17 protein-coding genes are annotated in these 16,294 nt (G+C 67.7%); 3 read left to right on the top strand and 14 right to left on the bottom strand.

Going from position 1 to position 16,294, the window contains the following annotated elements; translation table 11 throughout:
• The first annotated feature begins 143 nt into the window (after nt 1-143).
• A complete protein-coding gene (locus VGD93_RS02580; protein ID WP_395008883.1) occupies nt 144-842 on the top strand; it encodes a cyclic nucleotide-binding domain-containing protein in 699 nt (232 codons plus the stop codon).
• A gap of 39 nt (nt 843-881) precedes the next feature.
• Here the strand turns inward: VGD93_RS02580 and VGD93_RS02575 are convergent, their stop codons facing one another.
• From VGD93_RS02575 to VGD93_RS02520, 12 genes are all read right to left on the bottom strand, one after another.
• Complete coding sequence (locus VGD93_RS02575) at nt 882-2,153, bottom strand: O-acetylhomoserine aminocarboxypropyltransferase/cysteine synthase family protein (protein ID WP_395008881.1); 1,272 nt, start codon at nt 2,151-2,153, stop codon at nt 882-884.
• Between the two features lie 227 nt (nt 2,154-2,380).
• Nucleotides 2,381-3,388 carry an Ldh family oxidoreductase gene (locus VGD93_RS02570; protein WP_395008879.1) on the bottom strand — a complete coding sequence of 336 codons (1,008 nt, stop codon included), beginning with the start codon at nt 3,386-3,388 and terminating at the stop codon, nt 2,381-2,383.
• The gene (locus VGD93_RS02565; protein ID WP_395008877.1) at nt 3,385-4,419 is read right to left on the bottom strand and encodes a trans-3-hydroxy-L-proline dehydratase; all 1,035 of its coding nucleotides are present in this window, start codon (nt 4,417-4,419) and stop codon (nt 3,385-3,387) included. The genes VGD93_RS02570 and VGD93_RS02565 overlap by 4 nt, the downstream gene beginning before the upstream one ends.
• Before the next feature lie 145 nt (nt 4,420-4,564).
• Complete coding sequence (locus VGD93_RS02560; RefSeq protein WP_395008875.1) at nt 4,565-5,668, bottom strand: cis-3-hydroxy-L-proline dehydratase; 1,104 nt, start codon at nt 5,666-5,668, stop codon at nt 4,565-4,567.
• Nucleotides 5,669-5,680: 12 nt separating this feature from the next.
• Nucleotides 5,681-6,682: a 4-hydroxyproline epimerase gene (locus tag VGD93_RS02555; protein ID WP_395008926.1), complete on the bottom strand. Its 1,002-nt coding sequence runs from the start codon at nt 6,680-6,682 to the stop codon at nt 5,681-5,683.
• Nucleotides 6,683-6,706: 24 nt separating this feature from the next.
• The gene (locus VGD93_RS02550) at nt 6,707-7,957 is read right to left on the bottom strand and encodes an NAD(P)/FAD-dependent oxidoreductase (protein WP_395008874.1); all 1,251 of its coding nucleotides are present in this window, start codon (nt 7,955-7,957) and stop codon (nt 6,707-6,709) included.
• Nucleotides 7,958-7,968: 11 nt separating this feature from the next.
• Nucleotides 7,969-8,868, bottom strand: coding sequence for a dihydrodipicolinate synthase family protein (locus VGD93_RS02545; protein WP_395008872.1), 900 nt, complete (start codon nt 8,866-8,868; stop codon nt 7,969-7,971).
• A 27-nt stretch (nt 8,869-8,895) separates the two neighbouring features.
• Entirely contained in the window at nt 8,896-9,600 is a 705-nt protein-coding gene (locus tag VGD93_RS02540) for an ABC transporter ATP-binding protein (RefSeq protein ID WP_395008924.1), read from the bottom strand.
• A gap of 7 nt (nt 9,601-9,607) precedes the next feature.
• A complete protein-coding gene (locus VGD93_RS02535; RefSeq protein ID WP_395008871.1) occupies nt 9,608-10,393 on the bottom strand; it encodes an ABC transporter ATP-binding protein in 786 nt (261 codons plus the stop codon).
• Nucleotides 10,390-11,367 (bottom strand): branched-chain amino acid ABC transporter permease, encoded by a 978-nt coding sequence (locus VGD93_RS02530; protein ID WP_395008869.1) that lies wholly within the window; start codon nt 11,365-11,367, stop codon nt 10,390-10,392. Before VGD93_RS02530 ends, VGD93_RS02535 begins: the two co-directional genes overlap by 4 nt.
• The gene (locus tag VGD93_RS02525) at nt 11,368-12,282 is read right to left on the bottom strand and encodes a branched-chain amino acid ABC transporter permease (RefSeq protein ID WP_395008867.1); all 915 of its coding nucleotides are present in this window, start codon (nt 12,280-12,282) and stop codon (nt 11,368-11,370) included.
• A 77-nt stretch (nt 12,283-12,359) separates the two neighbouring features.
• Nucleotides 12,360-13,475 carry a branched-chain amino acid ABC transporter substrate-binding protein gene (locus VGD93_RS02520; protein WP_395008865.1) on the bottom strand — a complete coding sequence of 372 codons (1,116 nt, stop codon included), beginning with the start codon at nt 13,473-13,475 and terminating at the stop codon, nt 12,360-12,362.
• Between the two features lie 417 nt (nt 13,476-13,892).
• On the opposite strand from VGD93_RS02520, the gene VGD93_RS02515 reads away from it, so the two are divergent.
• Nucleotides 13,893-14,609, top strand: coding sequence for a GntR family transcriptional regulator (locus VGD93_RS02515; RefSeq protein WP_395008863.1), 717 nt, complete (start codon nt 13,893-13,895; stop codon nt 14,607-14,609).
• Between the two features lie 7 nt (nt 14,610-14,616).
• Here the strand turns inward: VGD93_RS02515 and VGD93_RS02510 are convergent, their stop codons facing one another.
• On the bottom strand, nt 14,617-15,222 hold the full coding sequence (locus VGD93_RS02510) for a class I SAM-dependent methyltransferase (RefSeq protein WP_395008861.1): 606 nt from the start codon (nt 15,220-15,222) through the stop codon (nt 14,617-14,619).
• A 17-nt stretch (nt 15,223-15,239) separates the two neighbouring features.
• Nucleotides 15,240-15,545 (bottom strand): ArsR/SmtB family transcription factor, encoded by a 306-nt coding sequence (locus VGD93_RS02505; RefSeq protein WP_395008859.1) that lies wholly within the window; start codon nt 15,543-15,545, stop codon nt 15,240-15,242.
• Between the two features lie 114 nt (nt 15,546-15,659).
• Here VGD93_RS02505 and VGD93_RS02500 point away from each other — a divergent pair.
• Nucleotides 15,660-16,294 (top strand): SulP family inorganic anion transporter (locus VGD93_RS02500; RefSeq protein ID WP_395008857.1); only part of this gene is annotated, 635 nt, incomplete at its 3' end.

Raw genomic sequence — 16,294 nt, 5'->3', positions numbered from 1 at the left:
ATCGAGATCAACGGAACGTCGCAGGGGGCAAGAAATAAGTCGTGAGATGAGATTTGTGCGGTGGCCCAATGAGGAATTTCAGGCCACTATGGCAAGGACATCAATTGCCTGATTGACGTTTATCAATCAAGAGGACGACGGGTGTGCGGACCGACGACTTTCCCGATGTGCGCAGCCTGCCGCTGTTCAGCGGCATGAACAGCGCTACCTTCGACGGGCTGATGCGGGGCGCGTATCTGCAGACCTTCCCCGCCCACGTGCAGCTGATCAGCGAAGGCGACCCCGCCGATTTCCTGTTCGTGATGGTGGAGGGCCGCACCGAACTCTATGCCGGCTGGGCCGGGCGCGAGACGACCATGGACATGGTCGGCCCCGAGGGCACCTTCATCCTCGCGGCGGTGCTCAAGCAGGCACGGCACCTGATGTCGGCGCGCACGTTCGAGAAGTCGCGCATCCTGATGATCCCGGCCGGCGACGTCAGGCAGGCGTTCGAGCGGGACGAGATGTTTGCCCGGGCCCTGGTGATCGAACTGGCGCGTTGCTACCGCGTCATGGTCAAGAGCCAGAAGAACCTCAAGCTCAGGAGCGGGGTAGAGCGCCTCGCCGCCTGCCTGCTCAAGCTCGACCGCGCGCAGGGAGAGACCGGCACCGTGGCGCTGCCCGTCGACAAGCGGACGCTCGCGGCGCTGCTGGGCATGACGCCGGAGAACCTGTCGCGCGCCTTCGGCACGCTCAGGCCCTACGGCGTCGTGGTCCAGGGCGCAGCCGTTACCCTCTCCGACGTCCCGGGTCTCGCCACGCTGGCCAAGCCGACGCCGCTGATCGACGACGAGACGGAGTAGGGCCCGACCGCCCGCGGCGGCCGGGAGAACGGACCGCCGTCAGGCCTTGGCCAGGGCCTGGTCGATGTCGGCAATGATATCGTCGATATGCTCGATGCCGACCGAGAGGCGCACCAGATCCTCAGAGACGCCGGCCTTGGCCGCCTCCTCGGGGTTGAGCTGGCGGTGCGTCGTGGTCGCCGGATGGCAGGCAAGCGACTTGGCATCGCCGATATTGACCAGCCTCAGGATCATCTGCAGCGCGTCGATGAACCTGCCGCCGGCTTCGCGCCCGCCCTTGATGCCGAAGCTGATGATGCCGGACGCCTGCCCGCCGGTGATGCGCTTGGCGATCCCGTGGTACTTGCTGTCGGGGAGCGCCGCGTAGTTCACCCAATTGACCTTGGGGTGCTGCTGGAGATGCTGGGCCACCTTGAGGGCGTTCTCGCAGTGGCGCTCCATCCTGAGACCGAGCGTTTCGAGCCCCATCAGGAACAGGAAGGCGTTGTGGGGGGAGAGCGCCGCGCCGGTATTGCGCAGCGGCACGACGCGGCAGCGCCCGATATAGGCGGCCGGCCCAAGCGCCTCGGTGTAGACGACGCCGTGGTAGGAGGGGTCGGGCTCGTTGAGCAGCGGGAAGCGTGCCTTGTTGGCGACCCAGTCGAACTTGCCCGAGTCGACGATGATGCCGCCGATGGAGTTGCCGTGCCCGCCGATATACTTGGTGAGCGCGTGCACCACGATGTCGGCGCCGAAGTCGAAGGGCCGGCACAGATACGGCGTCGCCACGGTGTTGTCCACGATCAACGGCACGCCGTGCCGGTGGGCGATCTGGGCCAGCCGCTCGATGTCGACGACGTTGCCCGCCGGATTGCCGATCGATTCACAGAACACCGCCTTGGTGCGGTCGTCGATGGAGCGCTCGATGGCGTCGTAGTCGTCCGACTCCGCCATGCGCACCTCGAGACCCTGGCGCGGGAAGGTGTGCATGAACAGATTGTAGGTGCCGCCATAGAGCTGGCTGATCGACACGATGTTGTCGCCGACGCCGGCGATGGCCTGGATGGAATAGGTGATGGCCGACATCCCCGAGGCCACGGCCAGCCCGCCGATGCCGCCTTCCATCTCGGCGACGCGCTGCTCGAGGACCGCGGTCGTCGGGTTCATGATGCGCGTGTAGATGTTGCCGGGGACCTTGAGGTCGAACAGGTCGGCCCCATGCTGGGTGTTGTCGAAGGTGTAGGACGTGGTCTGATAGATCGGCACGGCCGCGGATCTGGTCGGGGCCTCGGGCGCGTAACCGTGGTGCAGCGCCAGCGTTTCGAGCTTCATGGGTGGTTCCTTCTTGGGGCTAGACGTTTCCCGGTGGGCGCGCAGCGGCATGACCGGTGCTCCGAGCGTGACGGCACGCCCGCGGCAGCGGGGCGCCGGCTGCACAATAGCGTCACGGCGGCGGATTCCAATCGGTCCCGCGGCAAAGACCGTCTCATTTGCGCGCCGATGCGAGCAAGACGTTTTGCCGGCCGCCCCGGGGGCAGCCGGCTCATCCCGTAGCGGACTTATTCGGCAGCGAGGCGCCGGATCTCGGCGAGCCGCTCGGGGTCGATGGGGATGCCGTGCGCCAAGTTCTCGCGGCGGTTGGCATAGCGGCGGTCACCGGGCAGCCGCTCCTGGCCGGCCGCGTGCATTGCCGCGATCAGCGTCTCCATGCGGGCCGTGAACGCATGCGAGGCGCCCCGGCCGGGATCGATGAGGATGTAGGTCTGCCCTCCATGCGGAGTGGCGGCGCCGGGATAGGCGCTCCAGTCGATCTCGAAGGAGAAGTCGCTGCCGGCGAGCGCAGCGCCCATGATCTCCATCATCATGGCGATCGCGGCCCCCTTGTAGCCGCCGAAGGGCAGCAGCGCGCCGCCGTCGAGCACGGCCCTGGGATCGGTCGTGGGATTGCCGTCGCGGTCGACGCCGGTCCCCGGCGGCAGCGGCCGGCCTTCGCGCGCCGCGATCTGCACGTCGCCATTGGCCATGGCGCTCGAGGCCTGGTCGAAGACCAGCGGATCCTTGCCGGCGCGCGGCGCGGCGAAGCCCATCGGATTGGTGCCGAACACCTTGTGGTGGCCGCCATGCGGGACGACGCTCGCCATCGAGTTGACCATGGCGAGGGCGATGAAGCCGTCGCGGGCAAAGGGCTCGATATCGGGCCACACGGCACCGAAGTGATGCGCCTTGCGCACGGTGAGCAGCGCGATGCCGTTCTGGCGCGCCTTGGCGACGAGGGCGTCGTGCGCAGCCGCCAGCACCGGCAGGGTGAAGCCGTTGCGGCCGTCGGCGCGCAGCATGCCGGGGGCCACGTCCTCGATGGTGAATTCGGCCTTGCCGTCGACCCAGCCGCTGTCGAGCGAGCCGAGATTGCCGGCAATGCGGAACAGGCCGTGGCTTTCGGCGCCGTCGCGCTCGGCGCCCGCCATGTTCTCGGCGAGCAGCAGGGCCACGTGGTCGGAGCAGCCGTGGCGGCGGAACATTGCGGCGAGCAGGTGCACCAGTTCGTCGTAGTCGATCCGTATCGTCATAGTCCTATCTTCGGCCAGGTGTCGGAGAGTCGGTAGCCTTCGGGCCAGGGGTCGGCCGGATCCAGCATCTCCTGGCGGATGCCGGTGATCCAGGCGCGGCCGGTGATCGAAGGGATGATGGCGGGCCGTTCGCCAAGCGTCGTGTCGGCCTCGATGCGGCCCAGGAATTCCGAGCCGATGATGGAGCGGGCGAGGTAGCTGTCGCCGACCTGCATCTCGCCTTTGGCGCGCATCACCGCCATGCGGGCGGAGGCGCCGGTGCCGGTGGGCGAGCGGTCGATCTTGCCGGGCTGGATGGCGACGGCGTTGGCGGCGGTCAGCAGGCCGTCGCGACGCTCCACCGGCAGCGCCAGCTGGCAGAAGGAGATGTGGGTCCAGTCGGGGTTGGTGGGATGGGTGAAGCCCAGTTGCGCGTTGGCGGCATTGGTGATGCGGATGCCGGTCTCGGCGAGTTCGCGCGCCTCGTCGGGGGTCACCGCAAAGCCCAGTGCACGCGCGTCGGCGATGACGAAGCTGTCCCCGCCATAGGCGGTGTCGACGGTGAGCGTGCCGAGGCCTTCGACCTCGAGGGGGACGCCGAGCCGGTCGGCGAAGGAGGGCACGTTGGTGACCGTGATGCGCTCGGCCTTGCCGTTGCGGCACTGGGCGACGACCTCGACCAGCCCGCCGGGGGCCTCAAGCACCAGCCGCGTCTCCGGCTCGCTCATCGGCACGATGCCGGTGTCGAGCAAGACGGTGGCGACGCAGATCGAGTTCGACCCCGACATGGGCGGGGTGTCCTCGGGCTCCATGATGATGAAGCCCATCTGCGCCCGCTTGTCCTTGGCCGGCACCAGCAGGTTGACGTGGCGGAAGACGCCGCCGCGCGGCTCGTTGAGCACGAACTTCCTGAGGCCCTGGTCGCGGGCAATGAAGCGGGATTGCTCCCACAGCGTCGTACCCGGCGGCGGCGCCACGCCGCCGACGATGACGTCCCCCACCTCGCCCTCGGCGTGGCAGGAGACGATGTGGATGGAGCGGGAGGTTCTCATGGCACCACTCCGACCCCCTCCCCAACCCTCCCCACAAGGGGGAGGGTGCACATCGGAGTATGCGGCACGATCGAGCCCCACACACCGCGCAGCACCTCCCCCCTTGTGGGGGAGGATGGGAGGGGGGTGCCTCGAAGGGCGGCCATCAATTGATCACCAGTACCGGCTCGCCCAGCACCCCGAAGCGCGGCGTGATGCCGAGGCCGGGGGCGTCGGAGGCGGTCATGCGGCCGGCGACACGCTCGGGGGCGCCCGCCGCGATCGAGACGGTGACGTAGGAGTTGAAGTCGGTGGCGGTGAAGCAGAACCTTTCCGGCGTCGAGCGCGCCAGATGGGCGATGGTGGCCGTGACGATGTCGCCGCCCCAGGTGTCCTCGATGGTCATGGGAATGCCGTGGGCCACGCACAGGTCGCGCATCAGCTTCGCCTTGGTGAGGCCGCCGACCTTGGAGATCTTCAGGTTGATGACGTCGAAGGCGTCGTCGCCGATGCCGCGCACCAGGTCGCCGACCGAGCCGATATTCTCGTCAAGGACGAAGGGCAGCGTGGTGCGCCGGCGGATGGAGATGCTCTCCTCGTAGCTCATGCAGGGCTGCTCGATATAGACATCGAGATCGGCCACCGCGTTCACCACACGCGCGGCGTCGGCCATGGTCCAGCCGGTATTGGCATCGGCAACGAGGATGTCGCCGGGCTTGAGGATGGCGCGGCAGGCCTCGATGCGGGCGATGTCGTCATTGGCGTCCCCGCCCACCTTGAGCTGGAACTTCGTGTAGCCCTCGGCGCGATAGCCGGCGATCTTGTCGGCCATCACCGCGGAATCCTCCTGGCTGATGGCGCGGTAGAGCGCGATCGACTCCTGTTCGGCCCCGCCCAGCAGCTTGTAGACGGGCAGGCCCGCCACCTTGCCCAGGATATCCCAGCAGGCGATGTCGACCGGCGCCTTGACATAGGGGTGGCCGCGCAACACCGCGTCCATGTGCCGGTTGAGCGGGCCGAGGTCGGTGGGATCGTGCCCGATCAGCCTGGGCCCGATCTCGGCCAGCCCGGCGCGCACGCCCTTGGCGTAGGAGGGCAGGTAGGCCGAGCCGAGCGGGCAGCATTCGGCATAGCCGGTGATGCCCTCGTCGGTTTCGACCGCGACAACGGTGGAATCGAACACTTCCATGAAATTGCCGCCCGACCAGTTGTAGCGCCCTTCGCGCAGCGGCAGGTCGACCTGGAAGACCTTGATGGCAGTGATCTTCATGGCGTCGTCCTCCTAGACCAGCGAGAAGCCGTGGGCGAAGGGGTCGCGGTCGTCGATGAAGATGGTGTTGATCCCCGTCTGCCGCGCCCAGCCGGCGATGGAGGGCACGATGCCGTCGCGGTCGCCGACCTTGACCGCCTTCTCCACCCGGCCGTTGAAGATCGAGCCGATGATGGATTCGTGGATGAAGGCGTCGCCGACCTGAAGCTTGCCGCGGGCCACCCACTGCGCCATGCGGGCCGAGGTGCCGGTGCCGCAGGGCGAACGGTCGATGGCCTTGTCGCCGTAGAACACGGCGTTGCGCGCGGTCGAGCCGGGCTTGAGCGGCTTGCCCGTCCACATGACGTGCGAGCAGCCGCGGATTTCCGGCTTCTCGGGATGGACGAACTCGTAGCGCTCGTTCATCGCCGTGCGCAGCGCCGGGCTCCAGCGCAGCAGGTCGCCGACCGAGACGTCGGCGAGGTCGGTGAAGTTCTCCTGCGGATCGACGATGCAGTAGAAATTGCCGCCATAGGCGACGTCGACCGTGAGCCGGCCGAGGCCGGGGCAATCGATCTCGAGGTCAGCCGAATGCAGGAAGCTCGGCACGTTGGTGATGCGCACGTCCTCGACATACTGGCCCTCCTGCCGGTACTCGGCGACGACGCGGCCGGCCGGGGCGTCGAGGTTGACCACGCCCGGCGCCCTGGGCGTGATCAGCCCGTTCTCGATGGCCATGGTGACGGTGCCGATGGTGCCGTGCCCGCACATGGGCAGGCAGCCCGAGGTCTCGATGAACAGGATGGCGGCGTCGCAGTCCTCGCGCGTCGGCGGATAGAGGATGGAGCCGCTCATGATGTCGTGGCCGCGCGGCTCGAACATCAGGCCCTTGCGGATCCAGTCGTGGTTGGCGAGGAAATCGGCGCGCTTCTCGATCATCGTCGCGCCCTTGAGGTCGGGACCGCCGCCGGCCACCAGCCGGACCGGATTGCCGCAGGTATGGCCGTCGATGCAAAGGAAAGTGTGCCGTGACATGTTCATCTACCGTTCATCTTTGAGTCAGAAACGCTGCGCCGCAAAGGGCGCGAGGTCGATCGGGGGCGTGGCGCCGGTCACCAGGTCCGCTACCAGCCGGCCGGTGGCTGCCGACTGGGTCAGCCCCAGATGGCCGTGGCCGAAGGCGTAGACCACGTCAGGCGAACGGCGCGAGGCACCGATCACCGGCAGGCTGTCGGGCAGGGACGGGCGGAAGCCCATCCACTGCTTGCCGCCCTCGACCCGGAGGTCGGGCAGAAACGCCTTTGCTTTCCGTAACATGGCGTCGGCGCGGGCGAAGTTCGGCGGCAGCGCGAGGCCGCCCAGTTCGACGGCGCCGCCGACCCGTATGCCGCTGGTCAGCGGCGTCACCACGAAGCCGTGCCCACCGAAGGTCAATTGGCGCTTGAGGTCGAAACTGCCGGGCGGCAGCGTGGTATTGTAGCCGCGCTCGGTCTCGAGGGGAACCTCGTCGCCCAGCGCCGCGGCCAGGCCCTTCGACCAGGCGCCGCCGGCGATCACCGCCTTGGCGGCGCTGATGCGCTCCCCGTCGGCAAGCTGCACGTCGACCCCGCCGGCAGCGGGCGTCACTGCCCGCACCTCGGCAATGTGCAACGCACCACCGCGCGCCTGCACCGCGCTGCCGATGGCCAGGGCGAAATCGTACGGGTCTGAAACGGTCTGCCACGCCGGGATGAAGGTGCCGGCGACGAAACGCGGCGACAGGCCGGGCTGCAGCGCCGCGAGCTCGGCCCCGCGCACGTGCTCGAAGCCGATGCCCTCCGCCTTGCGGGCGGACCAGCCGGGCTCGGAGGCGGCCAGCTCCGCCTCGCTCTCATAGAGTTCGAGCACGCCGTCGGCGCGGATCATGTCGGCAAGGCCCGCATCCTGCACGAGGCTCGCCATCTCGCTGGCGGCGAGGCGCATGAGCGCGCTCTGCGCCGCGATGCTGGCCTTGACCCTGTCAGGCCAGCCGGCGCGCCAGAAGCGGATCAGCCAGGGCGTGATCGGCAGCAGGTAGGCGGGCGGTATGGTCAGCGGCCCGAGCGGGTCGCTGAGCCAGCGCGGCAGTTTGCGCAGCACGCCCGACGTCGCCATCGGCAGCACGTCCGAGAAGGCGAGCCCGCCGGCATTGCCGCGGCTGGTTTCCTCCGCCATGCCGGTGCGGTCGACGAGCAGCACCGTGCGCCCCGCCTGCTGCAGCTTGAACGCCGCCGCGAGGCCGACAATGCCGGCTCCGACGATGACGACATCGATGGGCTTGGATTGCGTCATGGTGTCCCGGATCAGCCGAGCCTGGGGCGGGTGGCGAGCGCCTGCTCGACGATGGCCTCGACGTGCCGGCGCTCGTCGCCGACAAGGGTGAGGCGCGGCGAGCGCACCCATTCGGAGCCTTCGCCGGCCATCTGGTTCACCAGCTTGATGTACTGCACGAGCTTGACCGCCACATCGAGGTGCAGCAGCGGCATGAACCAGCGGTAGAGCGCCAGCGCCTCGTCCTTGCGGCCGGCCTCGGCCAGCTTGAACATCTGCGCCGCCTCCCGGGGGAAGCTGTTGGCAAGCCCCGAAACCCAGCCGCTGGCGCCGAACAGCACGTTTTCCAGCATCAGGTCGTCGACGCCGCACAGCAGCTTGAAGCGGTCGCCGTGCCGATTGATCATGTCGGTAATGCGGCGGCCGTCGTGGCTTGCTTCCTTGACCGCGACGATGTTGGCCTCGCCGGCGAGTTCGACGAAGTCCTCGGGCTTGAGGTCGACCTTGTAGGCCATGGGGTTGTTGTAGACCATGATCGGCAGGTCGACGGCCCGGGCCAGCGTGCGGAAGTGGTGGACGGCCTCGCGGGCGTCGGTCTGGTAGACCATGGTGGGCAGCACCATCAGCGCCTCGGCGCCGGCGCGCCTGGCGCGCCTGGCCGCGTCGATGGCGAGGTCGGTGGTGTATTCGGCGATGCCGGCCATGACCGGGGCGCGCCCGGCGGCGGCCTCGACCGCGGCCCGCACGACCGTCTCCTTCTCGTCGGCGGACAGGGAGGAATTCTCGCCCAGCGTGCCAAGCATGACGAAGCCGGCGCAGCCGGCGGCAAGGCAGGATTCGAGGTGGCGCTGGGTGGCGGGCAGGTCGAGCGCGCCGTCCCGCGTCATTTCGGTCATCAAGGCGGGGATCACGCCGTGCCAGCTAACGGTCATCGGAAAAGTCCTATCGTTGAAATGCGGTCAGGTGCCCAGGTAGGCCTGGACGATGGAGGCGTCGTCGCGCAGCTTGGCGGCCTCGCCGTGCAGGCGCAGCGTGCCGCTTTCGAGCACGTAGCCGTAATGCGCCAGCTTCAGGGCAAGGCGGGCGTTCTGCTCGACCAGCAGGATGGTGGTGCCGGCCTCGTTGAGGCGCTTGACGATCAGCATGATCTCGAGCACCAGCTTGGGCGCAAGGCCCATGGACGGTTCGTCGAGGAGCAGGATGCGGGGGCCGTGCATCAGCGCCCGGCCGATGGCAAGCATCTGCTGCTCGCCGCCCGACAGCAGCGAGCCGTCGGAATTGGCGCGCGTGCGCAGGATGGGAAACTGTTCGAATACCTGTTCGAGCCGGCTCTGCCGCTCGGCGGCGTTGCGCAGCGTGAAGGCGCCCAGTTCGAGGTTTTCGCGCACGCTCAGCCCGCGCAGCACATGGCGCCCCTCGGGGACGTGCACGACGCCCGCCTGCGCGATCCTGTGCGCCGGCATCTGCGTGATGTCCTCCCCGGCGAACAGCACGCGGCCCGCCTTGGCGCGCACCAGCCCCGAGATGGTCTTCAGCGTCGTCGTCTTGCCGGCGCCGTTGGCGCCGAGCAGGGTCACGATCTGGCCGCGCTTGACCTCGAGGTCGATGCCCTTGACCGCATCGATCTTGCCGTAGCCGCTGGCGAGGCCCTCGAGCTTCAGGATCACGTCGTCATCCGGCAAGTTCTGCCTCCCCTTCCTCGACACCGAGATAGGCCTCGATGACCCTGGGGTTGGTCTGGATCTCCTTGACCGTGCCTTCGGCGATCATGACGCCGTGGTCGAGCACGCTGATGCGCTCTGAGATGCGCATGACAAGCCCGGTATCGTGCTCAATGAGCAGCACGGCGACGCCCCGCTCGTCGCGGATGCGGCCGATGAGGGCGATCAGTTCCTGCTTCTCGCCCGCCGTCAGCCCGGCGGCGGGCTCGTCGAGCAGCAGCAGCTTGGGCTGCGTCGCCAGCGCCCGGGCGATCTCGACGCGGCGCTGCCAGCCATAGGGCAGGGTGCCCGCGTCGCGGTGCCAGCCGTCCTCGATGCCGACGAAGCGCAGGCACTCGATCGAAAAGTCGCGGATGGCCGCTTCCTCGCGGCGCTGTGCAGGCAGGCGCAGGATGGCATCCACGACGCCGGCTCTGGTGCGGCAGTGCATGCCCGACATGACGTTTTCGAGCACGCTCATCTCGCGGAACAGGCGCACGTTCTGGAAAGTGCGGGCGATGCCGAGCCGCGTCACCTGGTGCGGCTTCATGCGCATGGTCTCGACGCCGTCGACCTTGATCGAGCCGCTCTGCGGCTTGTAGAAGCCGGTGATGCAGTTGAACAGCGAGGTCTTGCCGGCGCCGTTGGGGCCGATGAGGCTGACCACGGCACCCGCGGGGACGTTGAAGTCCACGTCCTGCAGCACCTTCGAACCGGCGAAGCTGAGGCTGACGCCCTTGAGGTCGAGCAGGCTCATTTGCGCCCTCCCGCCGGCCAGATGCCGCTCGGCCGGAACAGCATGATGAGCAGCAGGCCGACGGCGAAGATGAGCAGGCGCAGGTCGCCGACGTCGCGCAGCAGTTCGGGCGCGAGGATGACGATGAAGGCGCCGAGCACCACGCCGGGGATCTTGCCCATGCCGCCCAGGATCACGGCCATGAGGATCAGCACCGACTGCTGGAACGAGAAGCTTTCCGGCGAGATGGCGCCGAGATTGGCGGCGAAGAAGGCGCCGGCGATGGCGCCATAGATGGCGCCGACAATGTAGGCGGCCAGTTTCACCTTCACGCGGTCGATGCCCATGGCCTCGGCCGCGTCCTCGTCGTGGCGCACGTAGAGCCAGGCCCGCCCGAGCCGGGAATTGGCGAGGCGCGCCGAGGCCAGGACCGCGAGGATCGCGAGCACGCAGAACACGAAATAGAAGTCGCGCGGGGTCTCGATGTGCCAGCCCAGGATCCACGGCGAGTCGATGCCGATGAGGCCGCTGGCGCCGCCCGTCTCGCGCAGGTTGCGCGCGCTGATGCGCACGATCTCGCCGAAGCCGAGCGTGACGATGGCGAGATAGTCGGAGCGCAGCCGCAGCGTCGGAGTACCGATGATGACGCCGGCGATGATGGCGAAGACGATGGCGAGCGGCAGCGCCAGCCAGAAATTGAGCCCGAAATGCAGCGTCGTGATGCCCACCGTGTAGGCGCCCACGGCGAAGAAAGCGGCAAAGCCGAGATCGAGCAGGCCGGCATAGCCGACGACGATGTTGAGCCCCAGCGCCAGCACCACATAGAGCAGGGCGTTGGTGAGGATCACCGTGGCATAGGGGCCGAACAGGAACGGTGCCGCCACCATGGCGATGAGCACCACGCTGATGGCGAGGGAGCGTTTGAACCGGGTGTCGAGCAGCAGGGCGAGCCCGCCCCAGGCACTCGCCGTTGCGCCTTGCGGAGGTGCGGCCATCTACATGCGCTCCTGTTCGGGCTTGCCGAGCAGGCCCGTGGGCTTGAAGACGAGGACGAGGATCAGCACCGAGAAGGAGAACACGTCCTTCCAGCCGCTGCCCACGCCGGGCAACTGGGTGCCGAAGCTTTCAAGCAGGCCGAGGATGAGACCGCCCAGCATGGCGCCCGGAATGGAGCCGATGCCGCCGATCACCGCCGCGGTGAAGGCCTTGAGGCCGATCAGGAAGCCCATGAAGTACCACAGCGAGCCGTAATAGGCGCCGGCCATGGTCCCGGCGGCGGCGGCGAGGGCCGAGCCGAGGAAGAAGGTGACGGCGATCACCGCGTTGACGTTGATGCCCATCAGCCGGCACATGTCCTTGTCGACCGAAATGGCGCGCATGGCGCGGCCGTACTGGGTGCGGGTCACGAACAGCTCGAGCGCCAGCATGAGCACGCCCGCGGTGCCGACCAGCACCATCTGGTTGTAGCTGATGAACAGGTTGCCAAGGTTGACGCCGCCGAAGCCGAAGCTCGCGCCGAACGGCTGGTACTGCCCCTTGGTCATGGCCAGCACGGCGTTCTGCAGCACCAGCGAGACGGCAAGCGCGGTGATGAGGATGGACAGGCGCGGCGCCGCCAGCATCGGGGCATAGGCGACGCGCTGGATGACGACGCCGAGAAAGCCCACCGCCAGCATGGCGAACAGCATCGAGATCGCGACGCCCAGCCAGCCGGCCCCGAGGAAGGGGGCGAGGACGGAGAGGATGAGGAAGCCGGCGAAGCCGCCTACCATGTAGAGGTCGCCATGGGCGAAGTTCAGCAGCTTCACCACGCCGAAGACCATGGTGTAGCCGAGCGCCACCAGCGCGTAGAACGAGCCGAGCACGATCCCGTTCACAAGTTGGTGCGTGAAGATGTCGAATAGGTTCACTGGCCGTCTCGCGCTTCAGCTCATGTCAAGCAGAGCGCGGACCGGCGCGGGCGCCGGTCCGCAATGGTTGTGGCGGATCAGAACTGCGCCAGCGTCCAGGCGCCGCCCTTGCCCTCGAGCACGACGAAGTTGGAGCGCGCCAGCGTGTTCTCGGCCGTGAACGAGATCGGGCCCGAGATGGTGTCGGTGAAGTTGGCGCCCTTCAGGGTCTCGATGACCTTGGCCGAGTCGGTGGTGCCGGCAGTCTGGATGGCCCAGGCCAGCAGCTTCATGGCGTCGTAGCTCAGCGTCGAGTACGGGCCGGGGGCGGTGCCGTACTTGGCCTGGTAGGCGTCGGCGAAGGCCTTGGCCTCGGGCAGGAACTCGGCGGTGGGGTTGGAGAAGGCGATCACGCCTTCGGCCGCCGGGCCGGCGATCTTGAACAGCTCGGGCGAGTTGGAGCCGTCGCCCACCGCGATCAGGCCCTGGTAGCCCGATTCACGCAGCTGCCGGATGAGCAGGCCGCCGTCGGCATAGTACGCCGTCCAGAACACCGCGTCGGGGTTGCCCGACTTGATGGAGGTGACGACCGCCGAATAGTCCTGCTCGCCCTTGTTGGTGGTCTCGAAGCTGGTGACGGTGTTGCCCGCCGCTTCCCAGGTCTTGCGCGTCAGATCGGCGAGGTCCTGCGAATAGGCGTCGCCCTGGTTGACGATAGCGATCGACTTCACGCCCTTGGCGTTGAAATACTCGATGGCCTTGGCGACCTGGTCGTTGCCGGTGGAGTTGATCATGAAGGCGTTGCCCGGGTTTTCCGGGATCAGCTTGGTAGAGTTGGCCGCGGGGATGATCATCGGCAGCTTGGCGTCGCCGTAGATCTTGAGGGTCGGCACGGTGGCGCCCGAGCAGTAGCCGCCGACGATGCCGACGACGCCCGAGGAGGCGAGCTTGCTCGCCGCGTTCACGGCCATCTGCGCGTCGCAGCCGTCGTCGCCGACGACGGAAGCCAGCTGCTTGCCGAGCACGCCGCCCGCTGCGTTGATCTCCGAGATGGCGAGGTTCACGGCATTGGCCATGTCCTGGCCGTAGGTGGCTTCCGAGCCGGTGGTCGGCACCATGATGCCGACAGTCAGCGTCTCCTGGCTGATGCCCGGGGCCGAGAAGGCCAGGGCCAGGGCAACGCCGGCCGCGGCGGATTTCAACAGATTACGCATGATCTTCCAGTCTCCCTATTGTTGTTGCTGTCTATCGCTCCCGTTGCCCGGCCGGAGTTCGGTCGGGCAGCAGAATTTTCACAGTCATGAATGTCTATCATGTGCATGTCAGGCCGCGCTTCACAACCACGCCCGCTCGCCAGCGTGGCGCCGGGGCGGCGATTCGAGACCGACGGCGGTCCTCCCGGCGTTGCACTGGCGAAGCCGGCGACCCGGTGCGGGTCCAGCCATCGCGTGCGGACCGGCGCTGGACGTTCTCCCCAACTCGTGCATGGCACCGTCGACGTGTTGTTGCTCGCGCATTGGATCCAATCTACAATCGCTGCCGCACTCCTGTCCAGTGCATCTGCTGCGAACTCGGGGAGGGCTACATGCGCAGCATTGACGCAGGGCGGGCGGCACCAGCGGAGGTTGGATATGCGTAGGCGGCAGGCGGCGGGCGAAGTGCCCGGGACGAACCATCGGATCAAGCGGCAGGGGCTGCACGAAACGCTGGCCGACTCGCTGCGCGAGCGCATCCTCAACGGCGAGTTCAAGGAGGGAGAGCAGCTCGTGCAGGAGGCGATCGCCGCCGAGTACGAGGTCAGCCGCATGCCGGTGCGCGAGGCCTTCCGGCAGCTCGAGGCGGCGGGGCTCATCGCCAATCGGCTGCACAAGGGGGCGGTAGTCACCGAGCTGCCGCTCGAGCAGATCGGCGAGCTGTTCGATCTGCGCGCACTGCTCGAGGGCGAGATCATGGCGCGATCGGCACCGCGAGCCACGGCGGAGTCGATCGCGGCGGCCGCGGCCATCCTGGCGCAGCTCGAAGTCGCCTATCGCGGTGACGACATGGGCAGTTGGGGGCGCCTCAACTGGGATTTTCACCGCAGCCTGTATGTCACCGCCGAACGGCCGCAGACGCTGGCGACCATCCAGTACATCAACGTGCAGACCGACCGCTACATAAGGCTGCAACTGTTCCTCACCGATGCACTGGAGCAGGCCGAGATCGAGCACCGCGAGTTGTTCCGGCTCTACGCCGCCCGTGACGCGGCGGCGGCGGTACCGTATCTGCGCGCCCATATCCTGGCGGCCAAGGAAAAGCTGCTGGTCGCCATCTCGCGTATGCGCTCGGGCGAACGGGCGGCGTCCTAGCTGCGGCCTATCCGGGCTTGCGGGCGACGAGATCGATGAGCGCCGACATGCCGGCGTGGGCGCTACCTTCCCGGATCTCGGCGTCACGTTCGACCAGCTGCAGGATGTGCATGCGGGAGAAGGCGTCTTCGAGCAGCTGCCTCGTATAGAGATACTCCGGATTGCCCGGCCCGCCGGTGCCGTAGGCGATCTGCTCTGGCCGGTAGCCTTCGAGGATGAGGGTGCCGCCCGGGGCCAGGGCGCGCTGCATGCCGGCGAAGATGGCGTCGCGCAGCGGCGGGCCGGCGAAGTTGATGAAGATGGCGACGACGAGGTCGAAGCTGGCTTCGGGCCAATCGAAGGCGGCGAGGTCGGCCTCCAGCGTTTCGATCGCGACCCCTCGCCGGGCGGCAAGACGCCGGGCCTTGGCGAGACCGAGCGGCGACGCATCGACCGAGACCACCTGCAAGCCCTGCTCGGCGAGCCACACGCCGTTGCGGCCCTCCCCGTCGGCCACGGCCAGCGCCCGGCGGTGGCGGCGGACGAGGTCGGCCTGCGACGCGAGGAACGCATTGGGCCTTTCGCCGAAGACGTATTCAGAGGTGCGGTAACGCTCGTCCCAGAAGCCGGCCATTGGTCGCCTCCAGTTCTCTAGGGTGCGCAGTAAATGCCGTAGAGCGTCGCCAGGACCTGGCGCACGGCGTCGGAGGCGAGGCTGTAATGCACTTGCTGGCCGTCGCGGCGCGCCTGCACCAGGCCCCAGGCCCTGAGCTTGGCAAGATGCTGGGACAGCGCTGATTGCGCCAGCCCCACGCGCGCCTCCAGTTGCGAAACGTGCATTTCCTGATCGAGCAGGTTGCACAGGATCAGGAGGCGCTTGGGATTGGCCATGGCGTCGAGGAGCTGCGCTGCTTCCCCGGCCTTGTCCTGCAGCCTTGCGATATCCATGTTGTTCATATTAGAAGATGCTTATATAAGACAGCGCGCATAATCAAGTACCATCCGGGACGCGACCGCGGCAAGGCGCGCGCCCCGGGGATGGGACGGCGGCGCTCGGGAAAGGCTGAACGGATGCAACTGAGGACCTTCCTGCCGATTCTGGATTGGGGCAGCCGCTACAACCGGCAGACGCTGGCCAGCGACCTGGTGGCCGCGGTCATCGTCACCATCATGCTGATCCCGCAATCGCTGGCCTACGCGCTGCTGGCCGGATTGCCGCCGGAAGTCGGCCTGTATGCCTCGGTACTGCCGCTCGTCGCCTACGCCATCTTCGGCACGTCGACGTCCCTCGCCGTCGGCCCGGTGGCGGTGGTGTCGCTCATGACGGCGGCTGCAATCGGGCGAGTGGCCGCCGAGGGCACGGCAGACTATGCCGGGGCCGCACTCGTGCTCGCCCTGCTGTCCGGGGCGATGCTGGCACTGATGGGCCTGTTCCGCCTCGGATTCATCGCCAATTTCCTCTCCCACCCGGTGATTTCCGGCTTCATCACCGCTTCGGGGATCATCATCGCGACCAGCCAGGTTGGCGGCATTCTCGGCATCGCCACGCACGGACACGCGCTGCCGGAACTCGTGCTGTCGATCGGAGCCGGCCTGTCCGACATCAACCCCTGGACGCTCGCTGTCGGGGCCGCGTCGCTGGCGATGCTGGTCTGGATCCGCACGGATCTCAAGAACTGGCTCAAGCGCTTCGGCGTGCCGGGTGG

The organism is Devosia sp., from assembly GCF_036406155.1.
GTDB lineage: Bacteria > Pseudomonadota > Alphaproteobacteria > Rhizobiales > Devosiaceae > Devosia_A.
The sequence above is the reverse complement of the archived record's forward strand: the minus strand, read 5'-3'. Positions and strand labels throughout refer to the sequence as shown.

Coding starts and splice junctions, on each gene's coding strand:
- VGD93_RS02575 (WP_395008881.1), bottom strand. CDS start 2,153: ATGAAGCTCGAAACGCTGGCGCTGCACCACGGTTACGCGCCCGAGGCC.
- VGD93_RS02570 (WP_395008879.1), bottom strand. CDS start 3,388: ATGACGATACGGATCGACTACGACGAACTGGTGCACCTGCTCGCCGCA.
- VGD93_RS02565 (WP_395008877.1), bottom strand. CDS start 4,419: ATGAGAACCTCCCGCTCCATCCACATCGTCTCCTGCCACGCCGAGGGC.
- VGD93_RS02560 (WP_395008875.1), bottom strand. CDS start 5,668: ATGAAGATCACTGCCATCAAGGTCTTCCAGGTCGACCTGCCGCTGCGC.
- VGD93_RS02555 (WP_395008926.1), bottom strand. CDS start 6,682: ATGTCACGGCACACTTTCCTTTGCATCGACGGCCATACCTGCGGCAAT.
- VGD93_RS02550 (WP_395008874.1), bottom strand. CDS start 7,957: ATGACGCAATCCAAGCCCATCGATGTCGTCATCGTCGGAGCCGGCATT.
- VGD93_RS02545 (WP_395008872.1), bottom strand. CDS start 8,868: ATGACCGTTAGCTGGCACGGCGTGATCCCCGCCTTGATGACCGAAATG.
- VGD93_RS02535 (WP_395008871.1), bottom strand. CDS start 10,393: ATGAGCCTGCTCGACCTCAAGGGCGTCAGCCTCAGCTTCGCCGGTTCG.
- VGD93_RS02530 (WP_395008869.1), bottom strand. CDS start 11,367: ATGGCCGCACCTCCGCAAGGCGCAACGGCGAGTGCCTGGGGCGGGCTC.
- VGD93_RS02520 (WP_395008865.1), bottom strand. CDS start 13,475: ATGCGTAATCTGTTGAAATCCGCCGCGGCCGGCGTTGCCCTGGCCCTG.
- VGD93_RS02515 (WP_395008863.1), top strand. CDS start 13,893: ATGCGTAGGCGGCAGGCGGCGGGCGAAGTGCCCGGGACGAACCATCGG.
- VGD93_RS02510 (WP_395008861.1), bottom strand. CDS start 15,222: ATGGCCGGCTTCTGGGACGAGCGTTACCGCACCTCTGAATACGTCTTC.
- VGD93_RS02505 (WP_395008859.1), bottom strand. CDS start 15,545: ATGAACAACATGGATATCGCAAGGCTGCAGGACAAGGCCGGGGAAGCA.